This window comes from Paenibacillus sp. VCA1, assembly GCF_031583795.1.
Taxonomy (GTDB): Bacteria; Bacillota; Bacilli; order Paenibacillales; family Paenibacillaceae; genus Paenibacillus_AQ; species Paenibacillus_AQ albilobatus.
This window is the reverse complement of the sequence record NZ_JAVLSX010000006.1, coordinates 15,347-40,260: the sequence shown is the minus strand read 5'-3', so window position 1 is coordinate 40,260 and position 24,914 is coordinate 15,347. Positions and strand designations below refer to the sequence as shown.

General features: G+C 52.4%; 18 protein-coding genes. 13 read left to right on the top strand and 5 right to left on the bottom strand.

Annotation, left to right across the window (positions count from 1 at the left end):
- Window positions 1-7 precede the first annotated feature (7 nt).
- Window positions 8-1,078 carry an SPFH domain-containing protein gene (locus tag RJP21_RS14730; protein ID WP_310859931.1) on the bottom strand — a complete coding sequence of 357 codons (1,071 nt, stop codon included), beginning with the start codon at window positions 1,076-1,078 and terminating at the stop codon, window positions 8-10.
- A gap of 274 nt (window positions 1,079-1,352) precedes the next feature.
- Between RJP21_RS14730 and RJP21_RS14725 the strand changes: the two genes are divergently transcribed.
- Complete coding sequence (locus tag RJP21_RS14725) at window positions 1,353-3,944, top strand: glycoside hydrolase family 84 protein (RefSeq protein ID WP_310859930.1); 2,592 nt, start codon at window positions 1,353-1,355, stop codon at window positions 3,942-3,944.
- A gap of 126 nt (window positions 3,945-4,070) precedes the next feature.
- On the opposite strand, the gene RJP21_RS14720 is transcribed toward RJP21_RS14725, so the two are convergent.
- On the bottom strand, window positions 4,071-4,421 hold the full coding sequence (locus tag RJP21_RS14720) for a VOC family protein (protein WP_310859929.1): 351 nt from the start codon (window positions 4,419-4,421) through the stop codon (window positions 4,071-4,073).
- 277 nt (window positions 4,422-4,698) lie between these two features.
- On the opposite strand from RJP21_RS14720, the gene RJP21_RS14715 reads away from it, so the two are divergent.
- From RJP21_RS14715 to RJP21_RS14690, 6 genes are all read left to right on the top strand, one after another.
- On the top strand, window positions 4,699-6,090 hold the full coding sequence (locus RJP21_RS14715) for an MATE family efflux transporter (protein WP_310859928.1): 1,392 nt from the start codon (window positions 4,699-4,701) through the stop codon (window positions 6,088-6,090).
- A 200-nt stretch (window positions 6,091-6,290) separates the two neighbouring features.
- A complete protein-coding gene (locus RJP21_RS14710) occupies window positions 6,291-6,965 on the top strand; it encodes a helix-turn-helix transcriptional regulator (RefSeq protein ID WP_310859927.1) in 675 nt (224 codons plus the stop codon).
- Between the two features lie 34 nt (window positions 6,966-6,999).
- The gene (locus RJP21_RS14705) at window positions 7,000-8,175 is read left to right on the top strand and encodes a MalY/PatB family protein (protein ID WP_310859926.1); all 1,176 of its coding nucleotides are present in this window, start codon (window positions 7,000-7,002) and stop codon (window positions 8,173-8,175) included.
- Between the two features lie 32 nt (window positions 8,176-8,207).
- Window positions 8,208-9,701 carry a Na+/H+ antiporter NhaC gene (gene nhaC / locus RJP21_RS14700; protein WP_310859925.1) on the top strand — a complete coding sequence of 498 codons (1,494 nt, stop codon included), beginning with the start codon at window positions 8,208-8,210 and terminating at the stop codon, window positions 9,699-9,701.
- Between the two features lie 550 nt (window positions 9,702-10,251).
- A complete protein-coding gene (locus RJP21_RS14695) occupies window positions 10,252-13,083 on the top strand; it encodes a collagen-like protein (RefSeq protein WP_310859924.1) in 2,832 nt (943 codons plus the stop codon).
- A 188-nt stretch (window positions 13,084-13,271) separates the two neighbouring features.
- The gene (locus RJP21_RS14690) at window positions 13,272-13,763 is read left to right on the top strand and encodes a GNAT family N-acetyltransferase (RefSeq protein ID WP_310859923.1); all 492 of its coding nucleotides are present in this window, start codon (window positions 13,272-13,274) and stop codon (window positions 13,761-13,763) included.
- Here the strand turns inward: RJP21_RS14690 and RJP21_RS14685 are convergent.
- Window positions 13,754-14,707 carry a metallophosphoesterase family protein gene (locus tag RJP21_RS14685; RefSeq protein ID WP_310859922.1) on the bottom strand — a complete coding sequence of 318 codons (954 nt, stop codon included), beginning with the start codon at window positions 14,705-14,707 and terminating at the stop codon, window positions 13,754-13,756. The genes RJP21_RS14690 and RJP21_RS14685 overlap by 10 nt on opposite strands.
- A 13-nt stretch (window positions 14,708-14,720) precedes the next feature.
- On the bottom strand, window positions 14,721-15,548 hold the full coding sequence (locus RJP21_RS14680) for an alkaline phosphatase family protein (RefSeq protein ID WP_310859921.1): 828 nt from the start codon (window positions 15,546-15,548) through the stop codon (window positions 14,721-14,723).
- A gap of 228 nt (window positions 15,549-15,776) precedes the next feature.
- On the opposite strand from RJP21_RS14680, the gene RJP21_RS14675 reads away from it, so the two are divergent.
- The 5 genes from RJP21_RS14675 to RJP21_RS14655 all read left to right on the top strand — a co-directional run bounded on the left by RJP21_RS14675 (window position 15,777) and on the right by RJP21_RS14655 (window position 22,766).
- Window positions 15,777-16,703: an ABC transporter permease gene (locus RJP21_RS14675; RefSeq protein WP_310859920.1), complete on the top strand. Its 927-nt coding sequence runs from the start codon at window positions 15,777-15,779 to the stop codon at window positions 16,701-16,703.
- Window positions 16,704-16,730: 27 nt separating this feature from the next.
- On the top strand, window positions 16,731-17,621 hold the full coding sequence (locus RJP21_RS14670) for a carbohydrate ABC transporter permease (RefSeq protein ID WP_310859919.1): 891 nt from the start codon (window positions 16,731-16,733) through the stop codon (window positions 17,619-17,621).
- A 103-nt stretch (window positions 17,622-17,724) separates the two neighbouring features.
- On the top strand, window positions 17,725-19,233 hold the full coding sequence (locus RJP21_RS14665) for an ABC transporter substrate-binding protein (protein ID WP_310860264.1): 1,509 nt from the start codon (window positions 17,725-17,727) through the stop codon (window positions 19,231-19,233).
- 170 nt (window positions 19,234-19,403) lie between these two features.
- On the top strand, window positions 19,404-21,155 hold the full coding sequence (locus RJP21_RS14660) for a sensor histidine kinase (protein WP_310859918.1): 1,752 nt from the start codon (window positions 19,404-19,406) through the stop codon (window positions 21,153-21,155).
- 24 nt (window positions 21,156-21,179) lie between these two features.
- Window positions 21,180-22,766, top strand: a complete 1,587-nt coding sequence (locus RJP21_RS14655; protein ID WP_310859917.1) for a helix-turn-helix domain-containing protein — start codon at window positions 21,180-21,182, stop codon at window positions 22,764-22,766.
- Between the two features lie 63 nt (window positions 22,767-22,829).
- On the opposite strand, the gene RJP21_RS14650 is transcribed toward RJP21_RS14655, so the two are convergent.
- Entirely contained in the window at window positions 22,830-23,885 is a 1,056-nt protein-coding gene (locus RJP21_RS14650) for a Gfo/Idh/MocA family protein (protein ID WP_310859916.1), read from the bottom strand.
- A gap of 122 nt (window positions 23,886-24,007) precedes the next feature.
- Between RJP21_RS14650 and RJP21_RS14645 the strand changes: the two genes are divergently transcribed.
- A complete protein-coding gene (locus RJP21_RS14645) occupies window positions 24,008-24,895 on the top strand; it encodes a helix-turn-helix transcriptional regulator (protein WP_310859915.1) in 888 nt (295 codons plus the stop codon).
- Window positions 24,896-24,914: the final 19 nt, after the last annotated feature.

The following is a 24,914-nucleotide window of genomic DNA, read 5'->3' as shown; positions in this document are numbered from 1 at the left end:
TCCTCCTTTACGCTTTTGTCCCGCAGCTTGGGCAGAATTTCATGCCCGGCTCAAGGGCGCCGCCGCATTCGGAGCAAAATTTCTTTTCCGGTCTCGGCGTCCCGCATTCCGGACAAAACTTCTCGTTTGGCTTGAGGCCGTGTCCGCACGAGCTGCATGGCGTCATAGCTTCGGCTGCGGGCGCGGCGGGCGACGATGGAGCTTGCGGAGCGGGAACGGACGCGCTGTTCATCGCTTGGCTGAACATTTGCCCCATCGCCATGCCCGCCCCAAGCCCGGCACCGGTTCCGGCAAGCCCGCCGTCCGGATTGTTAGCGGCTTCCCGGATCGATTCCGCCGCCTGGAATTTCATGTATTGGTCCAAATTGCCGGCGATGTTCATGGACGACTTGCGGTCGATCATTTTCTCAACTTCTTCCGGCAGGGAAATATTCTCGATGAAAAATCCGGAGAGAGACAGCCCCATGCCGTTAAATATCGGCTCAAGTTTCGCTTGGGCGGCCGAGCTTAGCTCGTCGTAATGAAGTGCGATATCCATAATCGGGATTTTGGCTTCGCCGATCAGGTCGGTCAATCCGGAAACGATGACCGATTTCAGGTACCCGCCGATCTGGTCAGCCGTAAAAGAGGACTGGGTGCCAAAAATCTCCTTCAGGAACAAGGCCGGATCCTGCACGCGGAACGCATAACTCCCGAAACCCCGCATGCGGATGGCGCCGAATTCCGGATCGCGCATCATGATCGGGTTGGTGGTGCCCCATTTTTGATCGGTGAAATTGCGGGTGTTCACAAAATAGACGTCTGCTTTAAACGGCGAGTTGAAGGCATATTTCCACGATTTTAATGCCGTCAGTACAGGCATGTTTTCCGTGCTTAATATGTATCTTCCCGGTCCGAACACGTCGGCGATTTGGCCTTCGTTCAGGAAAATGGCGGCTTGGGACTCCCGTACCGTAAGCTGCGCCCCCATCTTGATCGCCTTGTCGTATACCGGAAATTGATGAACAATTTCATTGGTGTTGTCGGTCCATTCAATAACTTCAATAAACTGGCCGCGAATAAATGAAAACAATCCCATTCCTAACGTCCTCCATTTCAGGCTTCTACAATCTTCTTCCATATTATACGTGATATTTGGCGAATCGTCCCAAGAAATATGGGAGATTGTCCCGATTTCTGAAAATATAAGAAAGTAATGAAAGTACTTCGGTATTTTTCTTCTGAAGGCTGTCAAAGCAAGAGGCAGAAGGCGCTTATTTTCACGGGAAATCTATCAATGGGAGGTAGCGGCTGCGGGGAAAGGATTGCTATAATAGATATGATAAATATAAATGAAGTTAGGGGAGCACATCATGACGCATCATACGAACAACGGTTCCGAACAACCTTACGAGCTGTATCCCGTTCCTCAATCGGCGGTTTTCTTTGAAGAAGCGGCGGCTTTAACGAAGGAAGTACATATTGCCGCATTATCCGGGCTGAAAGAAGCGACGCTGCCCAAACTGCAAACCGCGTTAACCGGCCAAGGCATAACCTATACGGTATCCGAAGTGCTGAAGGAAGGGCAAGCGCAAATCATTTTGGCTGAAAAAGAACAGGCGGACCGCATAGCCGGTTTAGGCCCGGTTTCCGGAGCGCTTTTCGCGCGAAAAGAAGCTTACGCCCTGAGCATCGCCGAAAACGGCGGCATCGCGCAAATCGCGATTATCGGCAGCGATCCCGACGGCATTCATTACGGCGTGGTGACGCTGCTGCACATGCTGAAGCAGTCCGAGGGCGGCATTCTACGAACCTGCCGGATCGAAGATTATCCGGAGATTCTCTACCGCGGATATATTGAAGGTTTTTACGGCTATCCATGGAGCCATGACGACCGGATGGACCTGATGGAATTCGGCGGCCGGCAGAAGCTGAACACGTACATTTACGCGCCGAAGGATGATCCGTACCATCGGAAGTTTTGGCGCGACCTGTATCCGGAAGAGAAAGCGCGCGAGATCGCTGAACTGGCCGCTGCTGGCCATGCCAACAATTTGAATTTCGTCTGGACCATCCATCCGGGGGATTCGATCGATTTGTCCTCGGAAGATGACTTCCGTTCCGCACTAGCCAAGCTCGAACAGCTGTACAGCCTTGGCGTGCGCCAATTCGGCGTGTTGTTCGACGATTTGGTGGGCGCTGCGGACGGCAAACGGCAGGCGGAGTTCATCAACCGGATCGACGGAGAATTCGTGAAACGAAAAGGCGACGTGCGGCCGTTGATTACCGTCGGGACGCGATATTGCGAAGCGTGGGGGCCGTCGATGACGGAATATTTCAAGCCCCTTGTCGAAACGCTGCATGACGACGTGGAAATCATGTGGACAGGGGCCGCAACGATGTCCAACATTTCAAAAGAGCAGTATGACGCGCCGAAACGCCAGATCGGGTCAAACCGAAATCTTTCCGTTTGGTGGAACTATCCGGTGAACGATTACTGCGATTCCAAAATTTTGATGGGCAAAATCGAAAACCTGAGCTCCGACCTGGACAACGTCAACGGCTTTTTCGCAAATCCCATGAACCAGGCGCAAGCCTCCAAGCAGGCGCTGTTTTGCATTGCCGATCATAACTGGAATACGGACGCGTTTCATCCGGAACAAAGCTTTTCCGCATCCTTTAGAGCCCTTGCCCCTGAAGTGGCGGAGGACCTTGAAATTTTTGCGGCGAACAGCTGCTATTTAAAAGACGACGGCGGCGCGAGCGGTGATTTTTATTTTGACGAGTCCTGGGATTTGAAGGAAAATATCGCTGCGCTTCGGGAAGGATTTGAAAGCGGTCAGGATATTTCCGGTCCGGCAGCGGCTTTGTTGAGCCAATTCGAACGCATGGAGCTCGCGGCGGACCGGATCCGGGAACAATGCCTGAACCGAAGCCTGGTACAAGAGCTGGATCCGTTCCTGCGCGCATTCAAGCTGATGGCGGAAGCGGGGCAGCATGCGATTCACGCGGTAAACGCCATGCGGCGCGGGGACCTCACGGACATGGAAACGCATAACGAAGCGGCGTATACGCGTCTGGCGGCTATGGACGAGTGCAAGGTCAACCGTTTGAAGGAAGAAAAGCCTTTTGATTTTGTCGTCGACGTGGGCACGCTTGCCGTTAAGCCGTTTATTTCGGAGATGATCGTGCTGACGGCAGTTAAAGCGGGCACGGAGCAACAGGAGCCAGTTCTCGGCTATGATCGCAACAACATCGCTTTATCTACTTTGGGCGTTACCGCAAGCGCATCCAGCAGCGCGAATGAAAACGAAAACGCGGCCAAAACGATCGACGGCAGCATCCAAAGCGGCAAATGGTGTTCGACCGAGGTACGGCCTCATTTGACGATCGACCTGAAAGAACCGAAGACGATCCGGCAGTACCGCGTCATCAACTGCGGGCATCCGGAAGCGAGAGAATCGAAGTATTGGAACACCAGACATGCGCAAATTTCGGTTAGCTTGGACGGAGAGCATTTCACGCTTGCCGACGAAGTCGTAAATAACGCGGCGGACGAAATCAACCGCATTTTGCCGCAGGAGGTTCAGGCCCGTTATGTCCGGCTGCACATTGTTGAACCGACGCAGATGAGCATCGAAGGGAGCGGCCACACCCGCATTTACGGGTTCGAGTTGTTTGACCAACGTTACCCGGAATTGTCGGAGAAGGTGCCGACGGCCAACATCCGGCTCGAAGCGCCTGGGAAGGTCATGATCGAGCAATTGCAAAAAGGGGACGTCATTTCGCTTTATGCTTCCCTACAGGCCGAATCCCCGATCGCGGTATCGAAACCGGCAGAGCAGGACGGGGAAACCGTCATATTTGAAGGAATTCCGCTTCAGGAATCCGGAAACCGCGTTTATGTAGAGCGGACCGGGGGACTTCTCCTGCCGAGCGTCAGAACGTCGAAAGGGCTCGCCTGATTTGGGGACACAGGCATTCGCCTGTTAACTTGCCATCACATTTAAAAAGCACTTTCCCGGTCTGCCTGAAGGGTGACCGGGAGAGTGCTTTTTCGTCGATAGATGTTTTTTCTTCATATTGGATATTTACAGGTGCGCCAATATGTTGATCAACCGTCCGAACGGATCGCGAACATAAAATCTTCGGACGCCCCAAGGTTCGTCCGCCGGTCCGTATTCGATGCGAAAGCCGCCTTCCAGCATGCGGCGATAGGCTTCCTCCACATCATCGACCTCAATCGACAGATCCGGTACAGGGGTACCGGAGCCGCCTTCGGAGGCAAAGCTGATTTGAACCGACATGTTTTCCTCCGAACCGTACGTTGCTATCCAGCCGTGGTCCATCAACAGGTTCAGGCCGAGTATGTCCCGATAAAAACGTTTGGCTTGGGCCATCTCCCGCGTTTCAATATTCGCAACGACACGTTTTACCTTCATGATTGTTGCCTCCTATCAGATTTGGAGCGGTAGATTTTTGTTCTACTGGTACCTTCTGAAAACTTTCGAGTATGGACTTATTATAGCATTGGAGAAGGAGATCTACTATTCTCGTCGGAACCTGCCTATATAGAACCTGATCGGAGTTGATGGACTGTAAGTTTTGCCGAATTTTTTTGTAATTTTCATCCGATTTTGGGGTCACCGAATCTGCCTGATTATGGTATGCTTTTAGACAGTCGGGCAAGTCAAATCCACCGGGAAAAGAAGGAATGTTATGGGCTTATGGGTTCGGGAGTCTTCATTTTACAAAAACTTTTTTAGGCTGACGCTGCTGATCGCGCTGCAAAACATCATTACGCTCGGCGTGAACCTATCCGATAATTTGCTGCTGGGAGGTTACAGTCAGGCGGCATTGTCCGGCGTCGCGCTTGCGAACCAAATCCAGTTCGTATTGCAAATGCTGGTCATGGGCGCGGCGGAAGGGCTGGTCATTTTATCGGCCAGAAGCTGGGGCGCAAAAAACCTGGAAGCGGTTAAAAAAGCGGCCAGCATCGGCATGAGGATCGCGCTTTTGGTCAGTCTTGTCATGTGGGTCATCGTGTTTGTGTTTCCGCACGGCTGCATGTCGCTGTTTACGAACGAAGATCGCGTGATTGAGGAAGGGGCCGCTTATTTAAGGATCATCTGTTTTTCCTACCTGTTTTTCGCCGTAACCAACGTGCTGCTCGCGTCGCTTCGCAGCGTCGAAATCGTGCGGATCGGGTTCATCGTATCGTTATCCACGCTGATCATCAACGTATGCCTCAATTATGTGCTGATCTACGGGCATTTCGGATTTCCGCGCATGGGCGTCAGCGGTTCGGCAACGGCAACCCTTGCTGCCAGAATCATTGAAACCTTCATCGTCATCGTTTTCATCAAACGTTTCGATCGCAGGCTGATGCTTAAATTGAAGGATTTTTACCGTATCGATATGCAGCTTTTCAGGCAGTATTTGCGGATCGGCTCCCCGATTTTGATGGCGAATTTGCTGTGGGCCTGCGCGATGGGCGCCCAGTCCGCCATTTTGGGGCATATGGGAGAAGCGTCGATTGCCGCGAACAGCGTAGCCACCACCGTGTTTCAGCTCGTGACCGTCATTACGTACGCTTCGGCAAGCGCGACCGCGGTCGTGATCGGAAAGACGATCGGCGAAGGGCATATATCGAAAATCAAAACTTACAGCAAAACGCTCCAGCTTTTATATCTGTTCATCGGCCTGGCGACGGGATTGGTGCTTTTCGTAGCGAAAGATTACGTGATGGATTTATATGCCATTTCGAGCGACGCCAAAACGCTTGCCGTTCAATTCATGACGGTATTATCGATCACGGTCGTCGGTACGGCTTATCAAATGCCTGCGCTAACCGGCATCGTCCGGAGCGGGGGAGATACGAAGTTCGTGCTGTACAACGATTTCATTTTCATGTGGCTGATCGTGCTTCCCGCTTCGGCGCTGTGCGCATTTGTCTTCGGGCTTTCCCCGTTGATGACGTTTATCTGCCTGAAATGCGATCAAATACTGAAATGCTTTGTTGCCCTGGTAAAAGTCAACCGTTTCCGGTGGATCCGGACGTTCGGCACGGACACGGCACCAGTGGATTCTACCAAAAGCGCTGCCACATAAACGGAATATGTGCTTCGAATGCGGGCGCCGCCTGCCGAAAAAACTCCGCCAACCGCGCGGAGTTTTTTATTTTCGTTTTTTTGGGATTGAAACCGTTTTATAAATATAATATAATCTTATCAAGATAATAATTTATTATAACGATAATTTAAATGCAATCTTCATGCATCATGCTAACAGAAAGGAGCGGGAACCGATCCATGAGCGAAAACCGGCAGTTCCTGGAGAAGTTTTTTCCCATCGCATCATTTATCGCCGCGATCGTCGGTCCGAAATGCGAAGTCGTCATCCATGATGTCAGCGATCTGGAACGATCCATCATCTTTATCGAGAACGGGCACATCAGCGGTCGGAAAGTCGGCGATGCATCCACAGACCTTGTGTTGAAGCTGATTAAAGACGAGGCATATCACGAAGAGCAATTCATCGCGAATTACAAAGCTTCGGGCAAGCAGGGTCAGAGCTTCAGGTCATCCACTTACTACATTAAAAACGACAGCGGTACGCTGGTCGGTCTGATGTGCTTAAACATCGACGTGACCCACATGGAGGTCGCTGCAGAGTGGATTCAGCACGTATTGCAGGGAGGCTCGCTTGTTCCCCCGCTGTCCATCGGTTCTCCGCAAGAGGATAAGCAGCAGTCCAAGGAATATTTGCAGGGAAATGCGGACGATTTGCTGCAGCACATGATTTCGACTGTGTTAAGCAAGATCACGATTCCGATCGACCGTTTGTCTTCAAAAGAGAAAATCGACATCGTCAGGGAGCTCAACGAGCAGGGCGTATTTCTTCTCAAAGGCGGCGTTTCGCAAGTCGCGGCGTCATTATCGATCTCGGAGCCTACCGTTTACCGGTATTTGCAAAAATTGAAGTAGGGATGTTCTCACGGAAGTTAAGGAAGGTGACAGCATGAAATACAATTTTGACCGCATCATCAACAGATTGGGTACGAACAGCGCGAAATGGGACGGGATGGCCCAAGCGCACGGCGAGGACATGATCGCCCTCTCCGTGGCGGATATGGACTTGCAGGCGCCGCCTATGGTCGTCGAAAAGATTGTCGAAATGGCGAGCCGCGGGATCTACGGGTACACGGATCCTTTTCCGCCTTACTTTGAAGCGGTGCAGCAGTGGTTGGACAAAGCTTACGACTGGCGGGTGCCGCAGGAATGGATCGTATTCAGCCCCCGCATCGTCCAGGCCGTATCGATCATCATTCAGAAGTTTACGAAAGAAGGCGACCGGATTATGATCCATTCGCCTGCTTATCAGCCGATTGCGAAAGCGGTTGCGATTAACGGCAGGGAACTGGTGGAAAGTCCGCTTCATTTGGTTCATGGCCGGTACGAGATCGATTTTGAGGATATGGAACGGCAAATGCAAGCAGGCGTAAAAATCGTTCTCCTGGTGTCGCCGCATAATCCTACGGGCCGGGTGTGGACGAAAGATGAGCTTGAACGCATGGCCGCTTTGTGCGTCAAGTATGATGCGCTGATCGTATCGGACGATATTCATGCCGATTTTATTCACGCGGGTCATGAGCATACGATCATCGCCAAATTGTCGGAGGACATTGCCGAGCGTTCGATCATCTGCACTTCGCCGGGAAAAACCTTCAATCTGGCAAGCCTTGAAATCGCCAACATCGTCATTCCGAATGACCGGCTGCGGGAACGGTTTAAAGACGGACTGCAGCAAGCGGGAGTTCATAACCCGACGTTTTTTGCGGTGCCGGCCTTGGAGACGGCTTACACGGCCTGCGATGATTGGTTGAATGAGCTTCGGGATTATATCACGGATAACATTTCATTTACGGAAGCCTTTTTTGCCGAACGTATGCCTGAACTGAATGTCATCAAGCCTGAAGGGACCTATTTATTGTGGATCGATTGTACGGCGTGCAGCCGGCATGAAAGCGATTTAGTCGAATGGATTCAAGAAAAAAGCCGGGTTAGCGTAAGTTTCGGAAGATCTTTCGGACAAGCCGGGGAGGGCTTTATACGCATCAACGTTGCGGCTCCGAGACCGCTTCTTGACGAAGCGCTGGAACGTATGGCGGCAGCGTACCCTTTACGCAAACAATAGACAGATTTCATCATATCCAGGGGGAATACACAATGGCTGAGCCGAAAAAAGTAAAAACCATCAAGAAACCGACATTATTTCTAGCCTTGCTGCCGATTATCACCATGGTTGTCCTGCTTTGCCTGGGGTATGTCATGTTCGAGCTGCCTCCCGAGCCGCTGATCATCGCCTCGACGGTCGTCGCGGGGATCATCGCCATCAAGCTGGGATACAGCTATAACGATATTTTGGAATCGATCTCGCAAAAAATCGCGAAAACGATGCCGGCCATTCTCATCCTAATTTGTGTCGGTTTGATGATCGGCGCATGGATGGCCGGCGGAACGATTCCGATGATGATTTATTACGGCTTGAAAATTATAAATCCTCAGTTTCTGCTTATTACCGCGTTTCTCGTAACCTCTGTCGTTTCCATCTGTACAGGCACGTCCTGGGGTTCGGCGGGAACGATCGGCGTAGCGTTTATGGGTGTCGGAGCGGGTCTGGATGTCAACCTGGCCGCCGTTGCCGGCGCTGTCGTTGCGGGCGCGTATTTCGGGGACAAGCTTTCGCCGCTGTCCGATACGACGAACATCGCGTCCTTGTCTACCGGGGTGAACCTGTATGAGCATATCGGACACCTGCTTTACACGACGCTGCCCTCGTTTATCGTCGCAGGCATTGTTTATGTCGTTACGGGCCTGAATACGCATGGTGCGGGCGTTGCCGTTCCCGAAAAAGTCGGCACGATCATGGATACGCTGAGCACGATTTACCATTGGAATTTTTGGCTTGTCATCCCGGTCTTGATCGTTTTGTACGGTTCGATCCGCAAAAAGCCGACGCTGCCCATCATGCTGTTGTCATCCGCTTTTGCGATGGCGAACGCGCTCATATTCCAAGGTTTCTCGCTGCACGACGTCGTCAGCTCCGTTTTGAACGGTTTCGATATTTCGATGGTTCATGTTCAAGGCTTCGACGCGGAAAAAGTCCTTCCGGACATCCCGAAATTGCTGAATCGCGGCGGGATGAACTCCATGATGGGAACGCTGCTCATCTGTTTCAGCGCTATTACGTTCGCAGGTACCATTTCGCTTACGAAATCGCTTGAACTTATCGTCGATAAAATTTTGAAATTCGTTCATTCTACAGGTTCCCTCATCGTGGCGACGATCGTCACGGGCTTGACGATGATCGGAGTAACGAGCAACGGCCAGGTTTCGATTCTGATGCCGGGCGAAATGCTGCGCGAAGCCTATATCCGCCGCGGCCTGCACCCGAAAAATCTCGGGCGTACGGTGGAAGACTCCGCCACGATCATCGAGCCGATCCTCCCGTGGACGGCCGCCGGAGCTTATATGGCCGGCACGCTGGGCGTCGCAACGCTTTCCTACTTGCCTTGGGCGATGTTGTGCTGGACTGGGATTATTTTCGCGACGATCTGGGGTTTCACCGGCTTTGGCATCGCGAAGCTCTCTCCGGAACAGCAAAAAGAAATGATGAAAGAATTTGAAGAAAAGGATGCGGCGGAAGCCCGAAACGCTTAATTCAGGATTTTGCAAAATTCTATTCCTTCGTTCTCTGGTCCAATATGTAGACGAACGAATAAATCATTTTTTAGAAAAAAGTCCGAACCCGGGCTTTTTTTCTTTTTGGAATCGTGGACGATTCCATCAAAATTTACCGTCCGATCCCTTCTTGCTGGGCAATAACCGTGGAGTCTTAGACGTCTATCCCATATTGTAAAAAGAATGATTCAATTTGTGGGTTGCAGGTCCAGGTTATGTGATTAAAAGAGGGGGGAAGGAAGATGAGTTGCCGCCGGAAACGCATAAACAAGTTGGATGCCGTCATTTTCAGACTGAGAAAAGCCGAACGATTTATCATGCTTGGAAAAATGGAGAGGGCATCGGCGGAGATATCCGACGCACTGATTATATTACGCAGCTTATATAAACTAATTAATGCCGGCAGTTCACCGAAATTAAGACGCAGAAGGCAGAGAAGATCTCCATGATCAGGCCGAGATATACGAGAAAAAGCTGTGCGCGGAATGTCCGTGAAGCCATTGCCGCATTAAACCGGGCAAAAAAATTAGTGAGGGCAAATGAAACAAGGCTGGCGGAGAGGGAAATCATTGATTCTATTTTTTATTTGATGCAGGCGGAACAATGCGTTAATTATCTTGGAGGAACCGTTGTACTGCGGGGGGCGACAGATGCAACAGGAGCAGCGGGAGACCCAGGAGACACGGTAGCTACCGGAGCAACGGGAGCCACAGGAGCGACGGGTGCAACGGGTGCGACGGGAGCAACGGGCGCAACGGGAGAAACAGGTGCAACCGGAGCAACAGGTGCCACAGGTGCGACAGGAGCAACGGGAGCAATGGGGGCCACAGGAGCGACTGGTGAAACAGGTGCAACCGGAGCCACGGGTGAAACGGGTGCAACGGGTGCGACAGGAGCAACGGGAGCAACAGGTGCTACGGGAGCGACTGGTGAAACGGGAGTCACGGGTGCAACGGGTGCTACAGGAGCGACTGGTGAAACAGGTGCAACGGGAGCAACAGGAGCAACAGGAGCAACAGGAGTAACAGGAGCGACAGGTGCAACAGGAGCAACAGGAGCCACAGGAGCGACTGGTGAAACAGGTGCAACGGGAGCAACAGGAGCAACAGGAGCAACAGGAGTAACAGGAGCGACAGGTGCAACAGGAGCAACAGGAGCCACAGGAGCCACGGGTGCGACAGGAGCTACGGGAGCGACTGGTGAAACAGGTGCAACGGGAGCCACAGGAGCGACTGGTGAAACTGGTGCAACCGGAGTCACGGGTGAAACGGGAGCCCCAGGAGCCACGGGAGCCACAGGAGCAACAGGAGCGTCGGGATCTACAGGTGAAACGGGAGCCACCGGAGCCACGGGTGAAACGGGAGTGACAGGAACCACGGGAGCGACGGGTGCTACAGGAGCCACGGGAGAAACAGGTGCAACGGGAGCCACAGGTGTAACGGGAGGCGCGGGAGCAACTGGCGCCACGGGAGCGACAGGTGCAACGGGGGCCACAGGAGCGACTGGTGAAACAGGTGCAACCGGAGCCACGGGTGAAACGGGAGCAACGGGAGCGACAGGAGCCGCAGGTGCTACAGGAGCAACGGGAGCAACGGGTGCAACAGGAGCTACAGGAGCGACAGGAGCAACGGGAGCGACAGGAGAAACAGGTGCAACAGGAGCAACGGGAGCCACAGGTGCTACAGGAGCAACGGGAGCAACAGGAGCAACGGGAGCGACAGGAGCAACGGGAGCAACGGGTGCTACAGGAGCAACCGGAGCAACGGGTGCAACGGGTGCAACAGGAGCTACAGGAGCTACAGGAGTCACGGGAGTAACGGGAGCGACGGGTGCAACAGGAGCGACAGGAGCAACGGGTGCGACAGGAGCAACAGGAGAAACAGGTGCTACAGGGTCGACAGGAGCCACAGGTGAAACGGGAGCCATAGGTGCAACAGGAGTAACAGGAGCCACAGGTGCTACGGGAGCAACGGGAGCGACAGGGGCAACAGGAGCAACAGGTGCCACAGGTGCTACGGGTGCAACAGGGGCAACGGGAGCGACAGGAGCCACGGGTGAAACGGGAGCCACAGGTGCAACAGGAGCAACGGGGGCCACAGGAGCGACTGGTGAAATAGGTGCAACGGGAGCCACGGGTGAAACGGGAGCCACGGGTGCAACCGGAGCCACGGGAGCGACAGGAGCGACGGGTGCAACAGGAGCGGGGGCAACAGGTGCCACAGGTGCAACGGGTGCGACAGGTGCTACGGGAGCAACAGGTGAAACGGGAGTCACGGGAGCGACAGGAGCAACGGGAGCAACAGGTGCTACAGGTGAAACGGGAGTCACGGGCGCAACGGGTGCAACAGGAGCAACGGGTGCAACAGGAGCCACGGGTGCAACAGGAGCCACAGGAGCAACGGGAGCTACAGGTGAAACGGGAGTCACGGGAGCAACCGGAGCAACGGGAGCTACAGGAGCAACCGGAGCAACAGGAGCCACTGGAGCCACAGGAGCCACGGGGGCCACAGGTGCCACAGGAGCAACAGGTGCAACGGGGGCCACAGGAGCAACAGGTGCAACTGGCGCTACGGGAGTAACCGGATCCACAGGAGCAACGGGCGCAACAGGTGGTACAGGAGCCACAGGAGCAACGGGAGCAACTGGTGCAACAGGAGCAACTGGCGCCACGGGCGCAACAGGAGCAACAGGAGCCACAGGGGCAACGGGGGCCACAGGAGCTACGGGCGCAACAGGTGCTACAGGATCGACAGGAGCAACAGGTGCAACAGGTGCAACAGGTGCTACGGGAGCAACGGGTGCTACAGGAGCGACGGGAGCCACAGGAGCAACGGGAGCAACAGGTGCTACAGGTGCTACAGGTGCCACAGGTGCTACGGGAGCCACAGGAGCAACAGGTGCAACGGGGGCCACAGGAGCAACAGGTGCTACAGGAGCCACGGGAGCAACGGGAACAACGGGAGCCACAGGGGTTTTCGAGCAATTCCAAGTCTCCGAGAACTCTCCCAATACTTCCGGAAGCTCGGCGGTCAGCATTACGGCAACCCCGGTCACACTAAAAACGATAACCATCACAGGAGTACCGGCGGCAAGCCGGGTGTGGTTAACAGGTGTTGTTGGTTGGCAGGCTGCTTCAGGCGCATCGGCAATCCAACTGCAAATCCTTCGCGGAGCGACGTTAATTTTCAGCATCAATGCCCACGCGGCTGGGAACAATGCATTTGCAACGACCAGCGTGAACCATGTGGACATAACTCCGGGTACCGGAAATGTCACTTACTCGCTGGATGCTTTGGCTGTCGAAGGTTCAGCGACGGCGATTGGAGGCATTACTTTTACAGGTTCCTTAATCAATCCTTAGCTTAAAGACGGTAACTCGCTACGAACAACTCCCTTTCAACAGGGAGAACAGCCGTATGCATTGTCATAAAGAACCCAGGTCTTCACATAAGGAGGCAAGGGGATAATAAATAGCCATGGAGGGTTCGGGTGACACCTTTCCATGGCTATTTCGTATATAGACAAGACATAAAGAAAAGAGGGATATCCGTGAGTCTACACATCAAGGAAATTAACAATGGGAACTGGCGCGACGCCGCAGCGTTATCCGTTTCAGCCGAACAGCAGCGTTTCATTGAGAGCAACGCGTTTTCGATGGCCGAATGCTTCTACGAATTGAACGCCGTCTCCGTCGGCCTGTACGATAACGATACGATGATCGGCTTTGCCATGTACGGATGGCCGGACAGCGAGCAGCGGAGCGCGTGGCTCGACCGCTTCATGATCGACCGCCATTTCCAAGGAAAAGGTTATGCCAAACGATTTCTCCTGCACATGATTCGTTATATCGAACAGCAATACGACTGCAAAACCATCTTTCTAAGCATTCATCCCGATAATGAGCATGCCAAAAGTCTTTATGAAGCCATCGGATTCCGGTTGAACGGGGAAATCGATAACGAAGGCGCCGTCCCGGGTCTGGTGATGGAACTCGATTTAGACGTTTTTGGCGAGGTCCAACCTGATGAGGGTCAGATCTGAAGCGCCCGTCCCTCCGGCCGATGTTCGGGCTGATCATGTATAAGCGCACCGTCTTCGAGATGAAGCCAGGTATCGAAGCGGCGTTCCCCTTCCGTCAGTTCAATGACCCGCGCTCCCGTCAGGAACGGTTGACCCAAATAAGCGTTGCGGGTCGTACGTCCGTAACAGAGCCGAATTCCATGCAGCCTTCCCCAAAAATCATTCCCGTGGTCATGACCCACGAAGGTGCCCATGATATCTCCCATCTCCACCATGGCGGCAAAAAAACCGGTATTGATCCACGGCGCGCAGCAATATTTGTCAAGCTTTTGCCCGTAGCATACTGAAAAATCCCAAACATCGTTGTACTCGGGAAGAGGGATGTGAAAAAAGCCGAGCGAAGGGAGGGGAGAGCCTCCGTTCCTTACGGTCAATCGGTAAGATGTTTCCGTATACCAAGAGATCTGGCTCCGACGGATCCAATCGTAAAAGCCCAACCGCAAGTGCTCCAGCGGCGAGTAGCTCCCCGAATCGAGAAAATACAGCGCAGCGGCAGCCTGAAGATCTCTTCCCAAAATTTCAAGTACATAGTTTCCCGTCCCTTGAACATTCGGCGGATCGGGTTGTGCGTAACAGTAGCGATGCGCAAGCTGCAGGTTGTGCAGCTGCTCGCGCGTGACGTTTGCCGCCTCGGAATCATGATTGCCGAACACGGCTGCCCATGGCACCTGCATTTCTTCGGGCACGGACACCGCATCCTTAAAAGCCCGAATCGGGTCCGGGCTTCCGCCGCTTGCGATCACATCCCCGGTATACACCACCAAATCGGGCTTTTCCGCTTTCAGGATCCTTTGCATCATGGCCTTCATCCGCGTTTCTTCTTCGCTTGGCCGCGCAAATTCCGTGTCCGTAAACTGAACGATTTTGAATTTGCCGCTCGGATTAAAATGAAGCGTTTTTCTCATGCCGGTTCCTGCCTTAATTGCCGACAAAAGACGGCAGCTTGGCGTCCCAGTTTTCCGGCAGCCCCAGCCCCAGCGCGTGCGCGGCAACGGCCGCCGTATCGACGATGTACAGGCCTGGAACCTCCGTGCCGGGTTCAATCCCGGGGCCGACGCATCCCCAGAATACGTTTTTATCCATCGGATGATCGCTGCCATGGCTGTATTTGTTGTCTCCGCCGCCGCCATGGTCGGTAAGGAGAATGACGAGGCTGTCCTCGAGCAATCCCAGCTTCTCGATGGTGCCGAGCACGCGTCCGAACAAACCGTCATTTTTGGAGATGGCCTCCAGATAAAGCTTGGAATCCGGACCATAACCGAATTTATGGCCCGCCGCATCCGGTTCGTCGAGCTGCATGAACAGCAGCTTCACGTCGGGGTTGTGCTCCAGGTAGTTTTCAATGGCGCCGACCAGCTCTTCATCCGGCAAAGATTCTTTATGTATCCCCAAATCCTCCTCGATGATGCCGCTGTTGATCGGCCTCCAGCTGGAGAAGGCGGCCAGCTTCGCTTCCGGCCAAGCTTCCCGCGCCAGGCGGAAGATCGAAGGGTACGGCGAATCGGAAGGGAATGTTGTCGTTGCCGCGACTTCGTTATTTAATTGATGTTTTTCCGGTGTGACCCCATGCAGGATCGAACCCCAGCATTCCGCGCTGATGGTCGGAGACTGCGCTTGCGCTGTAAGCGTAGACGCCCCTTTTTTCAAAAAAGCATCGATGATCGGAGTGTCGGTATGCTGAATGAAGTTGCCTGCCCCGTCCATTCCCAAAATAAAAACCCGCTGAATGCTATTGCCGTTTATCAATCGAAAAACCTCCTTAAGAAACGATAAATAATGTAAGCGTTATTATGAACCCTAGCATAAAGAGTACGTCGAAGGCTGTCAATCCATTCCGGCCAACTTGCGGAGTGATTTTGCAAGAAGTCATGATCGTTGCATCAGAAAGTCACGACGATGGTGGTTGACCGGACGAACCGCAAGATAGAATGGGGATGAAAAGGTTTACATGACTCGATGCGAAGGGGCTGGATCATGAAGAACACGTCATATCTGCGAAGAAGTCTAAAAAAGTACAAGTGGCTGCTGCTGATGACGCTGCCGGGCGTCGTGTATTTGTTCATCAACAATTACATTCCGATGTACGGCGTCATTCTCGCATTCAAAAACTACAATTACGTCGACGGCATTTGGGGAAGCGAGTGGGCGGGGCTTGATAACTTCAAATTCCTGTTCAACTCGGAAAACGCGTACGTCATTACCCGGAATACCTTCCTGTACAACTTCGTTTTCATCGTGCTGAACTTGGTGTTAGCGGTTCTCGTCGCGCTGTTTATCAACGAAATTAAGGAAAAAGTGGTCAGCCGATTTTATCAGAGCACGTTTCTGCTGCCCCATATCATTTCGATGGTTGTCGTGGCTTACCTGGTGTACAGCTTCCTGAACGTGGACAGCGGTCTCGTGAACCGGCTGCTGATCAAATGGTTCGGCGCGGAAGCCGTTTCCTGGTACGGAGAGCCGAAATATTGGCCGTATATTTTGGTCATCGTCAATGCGTGGAAAAATGTCGGTTATTTATCGATCATCTACTTTGCTTCCATTATCGGCATCGACAAGGAATATTACGAAGCCGCCACGATCGACGGCGCCAGCAAGTGGAAGCAGATGACCCGGATCACCATTCCGCTCATCCTGCCCGTCATCACCACCATGACGCTGCTTGCGGTCAGCAGCATTTTGCGGTCGGACTTCGGCCTGTTTTACCAGGTGCCGATGAATACGGGGGCGCTCATCCCGACGACCAATACGATCGATACGTTCGTATACCGGGCCATGGTCCAATCCGGCGATATCGGTATGTCGACAGCGGCCGGATTTTATCAGTCCGTCGTCTGTTTCGTGCTGATCCTGGCCGCGAACGCGGCGGTCAGACGCATCAACAAACGGGATGCCTTATTCTAATCCGTGAGAGGAGACACAGTGAGGGGAATGAATTTAAGCAAACGCATCGGACCCGCATTCATCCACCTGTTTTTTTGGGGATTCACCATCGTGTCGTTGGTTCCGTTTTTATTGGTGTTCATGGTGTCCATCTCCAGCGAGGATTCCATCTTGAAAAACGGCTACTCCCTATTCCCGAGCCAAATCAGCTTTGCGGCTTACCAGTTTTTGTTCAACGATTTTTCCGAAATCGCCAAAGCTTACGGGGTGACGATTTTGAGCACGCTGGTCGGCACGGTTGTAAGCTTGCTGATCACTGCCTTGTTTGCTTATCCGCTATCGAGGCCGGACCTGCCGTTTCGCCGGACGCTTTCCTTCTACATTTTTTTCACGATGCTCTTCGGCGGGGGCATGGTACCCTGGTATATTACATATGTCAACATGTTCGACATGAAAAACACGATTTTTGCGATGATCATACCGAACCTGTTGTTGAGCGCGTTTAACGTGCTGCTGATGCGAAGCTTTTTCGCTTCAAGCATTCCGGACTCCGTCATTGAATCGGCCACCATCGACGGGGCGGGCGAGCTCAGAATCTTTTTCAAAATCGTCGTTCCGCTTTCGCTGCCGATCATGGCGACGATTGGTCTTTTCAATACGCTGTCTTACTGGAACGATTGGTACAACTGTATGCTGTTCATCGACAAGCCCGAGCTCTACAATATCCAGTATTTGATGACCAAAACGCTGACGAATATCCAGTATTTGCTCATGAAATCCAACAGCACCGCCCAGGTCGGGGAATTGCTTGCCAAAATGCCGCAGGAAACGGTCCGCATGGCGCTGGCCGTGGTCGGGATAGCCCCTTTATTGTTCGCTTACCCGTTTTTCCAAAAGTATTACATCAGCGGGATTACAAGCGGCGCAGTCAAAGGTTGACATATCGCATCACGAAAGGGGAGGTGGGACGGGCATTCCAGTTTTGAAAAGCAATTGCATGCTTCGAAAAAAAGCGATAATCGAGAGGGGTATGAAATTGAAAATGAAAAAAGCCTATTTAGCGCTCATGATCATGTTATGCGGCATGCTGGCTTTAGCCGGCTGCGGAAAAGGGGATTCGGACAAACCGCAAGACGCTGCGGCGGCCGGGGGAGGCGGAAACGAATCTTCGCTCAAACCTTACAAAATCACGCTGGTGTATCCGGCGACCGCCCCGAAGGACTTGCAGCTCGTGCAGGACGAAATGAGCAAATATTTGACGGAAAAAATCAATGCCACGATCGAGCTGAAGCCGATCGAATGGGCTTCCTGGGACGATAAAACGAACCTGATGAAAATTTCCAACGAGCCGTTTGACCTGATGTTTACCGCCAGCTGGTTCTCTTATGCGAAGGACGCCGCCAAGGGACAGTACATGGAGCTGGATGAGCTGATGTCCAACTACGGCAAAGATATCCCCGGCGTGCTTGGCGAGGATTTCATTAAAGGGTCCAGAATCGGCGGCAAGCTGTTCGCGCTTCCGACCAAAAAGGAGTTCGGCCAAGGGTTCGGCTTCCTGCTGGACAAAAAGCTGGTCGACAAATACAAGTTCGATACGAATGGCGTAAAATCGATGGAGGATCTGGAAGCGATGTTCAAAACGATCAAAGAGAACGAACCTGGCGTCACGCCGATCGTTTCCAGCAAATTCACGAATATTTGGGACGCGGCCAATTACGACTCGATCACGTCCAATCTTGCAATTCCTCGCGGCAGCAAAGAACTGAAAGTCGTGGATATGCTTGAAGATCCGAAATACCTTGAATTTTACCAACGCATGCATCAGTGGAACCAGAACGGCTGGTTCGACAAGGACATCCTGACATCGGACGCCGACCAGGGCATCAACATGATTAAGGCGGGCAAAGCTTTTGCGGTGGCCCAATCCTTGAAGCCGGGCAAGGACAAGGAAATGAGCATTAACGCAGGTGTCGAATTGGTTCAGATAGAAACGGCAGAGCCGTTTACGACGACCGGTGATGCGCAGGGCGCGATGCTCGGCATTTCCCGGACCTCCAAAGATCCGGCAAGAGCCATGATGTTCCTGAATCTGCTGTACACCGATCCCAAGCTGCTTAACATGCTGGATTGGGGGATCGAAGGCAAGCATTACGTCAAAAAATCCGAAAACATGATTGATTATCCGGAAGGCGTGAACGCCGACAACGAAGGATATCCGAATCCGGGCGGCTGGATGTTCGGCAACCAGTTCAACTCCTATCTCTGGGCGAACGAAGATCCGAACAAATGGGAAGAATTCAAGAAGTTCAATGAAAGATCCGAGCATTCCATCGCTCTCGGATTTGCCTTTAATGAAGAGCCCGTGAAGTCGGAACTCGCATCGATTAGAAACGTGGAACAAGAGTTCGGTGCGACGTTGAAATCGGGGGCGGCCAATCCTGAGGAAATCATTGCCAAGTGGAAGAAGAAGCGGGATGCGGCAGGTTTTGACAAAGTGAAAGCCGAAGTCGAAAAGCAGCTTGCCGAGTGGGCCAAGACGCAAACCAAGTAAATTCCAGCAACCTTCAAGCAACAGGGGGAATTCTGAACCGGGACTTTGGAATGGAGTCCTTCGTAAGGGATTCCCTTTTTTTACGCATGTCACTATACTCAGAGTTAGATAAACCGTGATACGCCATAACCATGATTCTACCATCCTTTTTTAAAGAGCCGGGGAAGTGCATGAAACTGCTGAACATTAAACACTCGCTACGCTTCAAGCTGATTATCGGTTTCGTTACGATTGCGGTCCCGCTCGTCGGACTGCTTCTTTACAACAATTATTACGCGTCGAATACGATCCGGGAGCAGGTGGCCGATTCGAATAAAAACTCGATGATTTTGTATTCCCACCAGATCGAGGCCGCGTTGAACAAGGAAACGAATTTTCTGTACAACATCGCGCTGGAAGATCCAAACATCGCAGCGCTTTCGCAGCTTGCTGAAAATACGGACGAATATTACTTGGCCAAAGCAAGAATATTGAACACGCTTACAAGATACCACCGGTTCGATAAAAGCGTCGATCTCCAATTCATCTATTCGGTGAAAACGCGGGATCTGTTCAACACGCCGATCAAAACCTCGTCTTTTGAAGAACTGGAATCGATCAAAACGACGATCGAAAAAGTGGTGACCGGCGTTAAGCCGGACAGCGATTATTTCCGGGAATGGAAGGCAATCGAATACGGACAGGAAAAATACGCATTAATCCGTCTCGTCGACACGGGGGACGGTTTTTATCTCGGCGCATTCGTGGAACTGGAAAATTTAATGATTCCGCTGGATTTGATCCATCTGGAAGACGGGTTTGCCAGCTTCGTTAACAGCCGGGGGGAGTTGATCACCAATACGTCCGCCATCGGCGGACATCTCCTGGATACGTCCCTGGCCTCCGAATCGAACGAAGTGTATCAGGTCATTAACAAGGATGACCGGAAATACGTCGTCGTCATGAACCGGATCCAGGGAACGGACGTTATTTTGGGCGCGTTTGTGCCGGAATCCCAAATGCTGAAAAACTTATACCATTTTCGGAGGGTTATCGTCCTCATATCGATTGCGGCTTTTATCACGCTGATCATTTATTTGGTTTACCTGAACGACATCATCTTGAAGCCGATGAACAACCTGATCCGCGGGATGCGGCGAATTAAGCACGGGGATTGGGATACGAGGCTTCATTCCTCCAAATCGAAGGAATTCGCCATCATCAACGAAACGTTCAACGGCATGGCGTCCGAAATCCATGACCTGAAAATCAGCGTATACGAGGAACAGATCAAAGCGCATAAAGCCGAGCTCAAGCATTTGCAGCTTCAAATCAATCCGCATTTTCTGCTGAATTCGATCAACATCGTCTACAATTTGGCCGAAATCAAAAATTACGGCGTTATCCAGCTCATGTGCATGAACCTGGTCAAATATTTTCGTTTTACGACCAAAACCAACCAGATTGCGGTTACGATCGCCGAAGAGATGGAGCATATGGAAAGTTACATCAAAATTCAGCAGGTCCGTTTTCCGGAGCGCATTACCTATGCGTTCCGCATCGCCGATCAAGCGGAGCATGCGGCCATTCCGCCTCTGCTCATCCAGCCGTTTATCGAAAATGCGATCAAATACGGATTCGATTTCATGGATCATCCGTTTCACATCGAAATTGACATTCGCTTGCCCGGAGAGGACCAATTGGAAATCATGATCCGGGACAATGGGAACGGATTTCCGGACGACGTGCTGCGGCAGCTTCAATCAGGCACCTTCAAGGCAAGCCGGGACGGGCAGCATCTGGGCATTTCAAACGTCCAGTACCGGCTGAAGCACATTTTCGGGCAAAAAGCTTCCTTGTCATTTGACAACGCCCCTGATGCGGGGGCCAGAATCAAAATCGTACTTCCTTTCCGGACGGTTGAGCAGTTTACTTCATATTGATGTATTGAAATGGAGGCAGCGGTGATGTACAAGGCACTGATCGTCGACGACGAAATTTATGCGGTGATGGGGATCAAAAGCGGAGTGGATTGGGAAAAGCTGCACGTGTCCGAGGTTTACGAGGCTTACAATATGAGGGATGCATTGCAGATCTTCGATCGCACGCCGATCGATATTATGATTTGCGACATCGAAATGCCGAGAGGCACGGGCATCGAGTTGTTAGAAAAGGTAAACGAAATTTCTCCGGAGACGGAGACGATTTTCCTGACCGCGCATTCCGCCTTCGATTTCATGAAACGGGCCATCCAGCTGGACGGGTTCGATTATTTGCTAAAACCGGTCGAATTCGACGTGCTGCAGGAGACGATATCCAAGGCGCTGGCTTCGATCGAGGAAGAAAGGGAATTACATAAGCTGCGCAAGCAGTATAAACCGTATTATGACATGTGGCGGAAGAAAAAGCCGCTGATCGTGGACAAGTTCTGGAACGATCTTTTTTCGGGCAGAATCGTATGCACGCCGGACAACGCCGCGAGTATTTTGGAGGAGCATGAACTATCGGATTTGAAGGATGCGCCGGTTCTGCCTATCCTTGTCAGCGTAGAGTCGTGGCTGCGTGAATTCAGCACCAAAGACGAGGAAATCATGGAATACGCCATTCGAAAAGGCGCGGCTGAAATGCTGCTGCCTGCCGGAAGCGGCGAGGTCATTCAAACGAAGCAAGGAGTAAACGTTGTCGTGATCGCCGGCGATGCATGGAAGGACCCCTTGTTCGATCTTCATTCCCGATGCGAAAAATACGTCCAAAACTGCCACAGGTATTTCGGATGCAACATATCCTGCTACATCGGCACAAGCTCCAGCTTGTATGAGGTGGCGGAGACGTACAGGCAGCTGCTGGAAATCGAATATAACAATTTGAACAAATCCAATCAGGTGTACTCCATGACATCGCAAAGCACGCATTCGATCCAAACGATGATTCCGCGGATTTCGACCTGGACAATCCTGCTGGAACAAGGGAAACTCGAAGAGCTTCAAAACGAAATCCGCTGCCGGATTTCCGAAATGAAGAAGATTCAAGGGCTTTCCTTATCCGGACTCGAAGGATTCCGCCATGAGTTTATGCAGATGGTGCATTATATTCTTCATAAAAACGGACTGTCCGCCTTCGAGCTGTTTCAACCGCAGGAAGGGATGCTGCTGAATGCGCAGCCCCGGAATTTGGAGCAGCTGGAGCTATCCGCTCTCCGCATGGTCGGAATCATTCACCAGGAGCTGCATCAGAACCATTCCGTCATTCAAAGGATTCAATATTACATCAAGGAACATTTGAGCGAACCGATTACCCGTGAACAGCTTGCCAGCTACGTGCATTTGAATCCGGCGTATTTATCCCGCTTGTTCAAGCGCGAGGTTGGGGAGTCCATCACGGATTACATCCTGCATCTTCGGATGTCGCTTGCCAAGGACTTGATCGAAAGCTCCACCATGCCGATTTCCGATGTAGCAAAAACATTCGGCTACCACAATTTCTCCCACTTTTCCAAAATGTTCCGCAAAGTGTATGACGCCTCGCCGCAGCAATTCAGGCAGCAGTCGGTATGACGGCGATGGGGCAAACAAACGGAAGGACTTTGGCGAGACCAAAGTCCTTCCTGCCATTAACCGTCATTCTCCTCTTTGAGCCGCGTTTATCCATTTTACAATGTCGACTTTGCTTTGGGTTTTAGCGCTTTCCAGGGCTGCAAGCACCATGGCCATGCTAAGCAGATTGTCGCTGCAGTCGGTTTCAGGTTTGCGGTGTTCATGCAAGGCCGCGAACATTTCGTCGAGGCAGCCGTGATGGAAGGTGTTGTTCATTGCGACCGGTTTGCCGGGAATACGTTCATACTCGCGAATAAACCGATCCGTTTGGTCGGATGCCGCAACCACCTCGGCATAAGGCTCGCCTTGTCCGTCCCAAATGGCCGTCCCGCGTTCGCCGGTAACACGCCAGGAAGCTTCCCAGGAAGTCGGCGCCCCCTCGGCGCACCAGGATCCGCGGTAATTAAATACGGACCCGTCCGACATTTCGAAGATGCAGATGGCCATAGCGTTCCCCTCGTACCACGAGCCCGGGGGATTCGACTCATGACAGTACACGCTGACAGGGTCTGCGCCCAAAAGGAACCGGGCTTGGTCAAACGTATGGATAGCCATGTCCAGCAGGAGCGGGCTGTCCATCGCTTCGCGGAAGCCGCCGAAATGCGGGCCAAGGAAAAAATCCGCCCCGATAAATCCCGGCCGGCCGATCGTCCCTTCCGCAATCAGGTTTCGGAACGAACGGATCCGCGGGTCATAGCGGCGGTTTTGCATGACGGCATGCGTGCGCCCTAAACGCTTTGAGGTTTGTACGATTTCGAGGCAATCCCGGATCGACTCGGCGAGCGGTTTTTCGGCAAACACGTCGCAGCCCGATTCCATGGCCGCGATACCGATGTGATGATGGCTGGAGGGGATGGTGACATCGAAAACCAGATTCGCTTCGGTCGAAGCAATGGCCTCTTTGACGTCCGTAAAGACAGGGCAGGACAAACCTTTCCGTTCCGCCATGGCAGTCGCCGCCTCCAGATGAATATCCACCAGCCCGACGATTTCTCCATCTTCCCTGCCGATGACATAATCGACCCACGTATTCGCCATGCCGCCGCATCCCGCGACGACAACCCGATGCTTTTTCGTCATCTTGCGATCACTCCTATATTGGCCTATAGTATTCGTAACACTCTCATTATAACGGCCGTTTTTTCCGATTTCTCTACATGATCTTGTGCAATACTAGTCCGATTTTGCGGAGGTAGCAACAAATGACCCACCCGAAGGAGCTTTGGGAAAATACGCTGCTCGAAAATAGCGCCTATCCGTTTCAACTGTTTCAAAATCGCTGCACGTCCGTGCCTGCCGGAGAATGCGTTCTGTATTTGCACTGGCATGAGCATTTTGAATTTTTGGTGATGAAAAGAGGAAACGCCGTTTTCCATATCGACAGCCGTCCTTATGTGCTGCAGGAGGGTGAAGTGGCGCTCATTCCCGGAGGCAGCCTGCACGTCGGCTACTCGCTTGCGAAGGGAGACGTCCATTACGATTGCGTCGTCGTGAACGCATCCCTGTTTCGGGAATGGCTTCATGATCCGCTGCATATCCAATTTGTCGCGCCCTATTTGGAAGGAAGGCGTCAATTTCCGGTCAAACTGTCGGAACGGGAGGAAACCGACTCCAGCTGCATGCCACTCCTGCACGACATCATCGGAGAGCTCGCCGCCAAACCGCCTGCCTATCCATTGATCGTAAAATCCAAGCTGCACCTGTTGTTTTCGCTGCTTGCACGTCTTCACATGCCCGATCCGCAAGAGTTTCGGCCGGAAGCCGTTTATTTTCCCAATCGGGAACGTTTTAAAGAGCTTATCCAATACGTCGACGCGAATTTTGCCGAAAAAATGACCGTCGAGCAAGCAGCCGGACAGGTCAATCTTAATCCTTATTATTTTTGCAAGCTGTTCAAGCGGCTCACCGGCCTTACGTTTATCGAATACGTCAATACGTGCCGAATGAAGGAAGCAAGGCGACTGCTTCTTGCCACCAACGATTCGGTGACGGATATCGCGGCGAAAGTGGGCTGCGAGAATCCGAACTATTTTACGAAGATGTATAAGAGGTATATAGGCTTGACCCCCTCGCAGACGAGGAAGGGGTAGGGGAATCCGGCCCTTGCGA

Coding starts and splice junctions, on each gene's coding strand:
- RJP21_RS14675 (WP_310859920.1), top strand. CDS start 15,777: ATGAAGAACACGTCATATCTGCGAAGAAGTCTAAAAAAGTACAAGTGG.
- RJP21_RS14655 (WP_310859917.1), top strand. CDS start 21,180: ATGTACAAGGCACTGATCGTCGACGACGAAATTTATGCGGTGATGGGG.
- RJP21_RS14705 (WP_310859926.1), top strand. CDS start 7,000: ATGAAATACAATTTTGACCGCATCATCAACAGATTGGGTACGAACAGC.
- RJP21_RS14670 (WP_310859919.1), top strand. CDS start 16,731: ATGAATTTAAGCAAACGCATCGGACCCGCATTCATCCACCTGTTTTTT.
- RJP21_RS14685 (WP_310859922.1), bottom strand. CDS start 14,707: ATGAGAAAAACGCTTCATTTTAATCCGAGCGGCAAATTCAAAATCGTT.
- RJP21_RS14645 (WP_310859915.1), top strand. CDS start 24,008: ATGACCCACCCGAAGGAGCTTTGGGAAAATACGCTGCTCGAAAATAGC.
- RJP21_RS14665 (WP_310860264.1), top strand. CDS start 17,725: ATGAAAAAAGCCTATTTAGCGCTCATGATCATGTTATGCGGCATGCTG.
- RJP21_RS14710 (WP_310859927.1), top strand. CDS start 6,291: ATGAGCGAAAACCGGCAGTTCCTGGAGAAGTTTTTTCCCATCGCATCA.
- RJP21_RS14720 (WP_310859929.1), bottom strand. CDS start 4,421: ATGAAGGTAAAACGTGTCGTTGCGAATATTGAAACGCGGGAGATGGCC.
- RJP21_RS14660 (WP_310859918.1), top strand. CDS start 19,404: ATGAAACTGCTGAACATTAAACACTCGCTACGCTTCAAGCTGATTATC.
- RJP21_RS14725 (WP_310859930.1), top strand. CDS start 1,353: ATGACGCATCATACGAACAACGGTTCCGAACAACCTTACGAGCTGTAT.
- RJP21_RS14650 (WP_310859916.1), bottom strand. CDS start 23,885: ATGACGAAAAAGCATCGGGTTGTCGTCGCGGGATGCGGCGGCATGGCG.
- RJP21_RS14715 (WP_310859928.1), top strand. CDS start 4,699: ATGGGCTTATGGGTTCGGGAGTCTTCATTTTACAAAAACTTTTTTAGG.
- nhaC (WP_310859925.1), top strand. CDS start 8,208: ATGGCTGAGCCGAAAAAAGTAAAAACCATCAAGAAACCGACATTATTT.
- RJP21_RS14730 (WP_310859931.1), bottom strand. CDS start 1,078: ATGGGATTGTTTTCATTTATTCGCGGCCAGTTTATTGAAGTTATTGAA.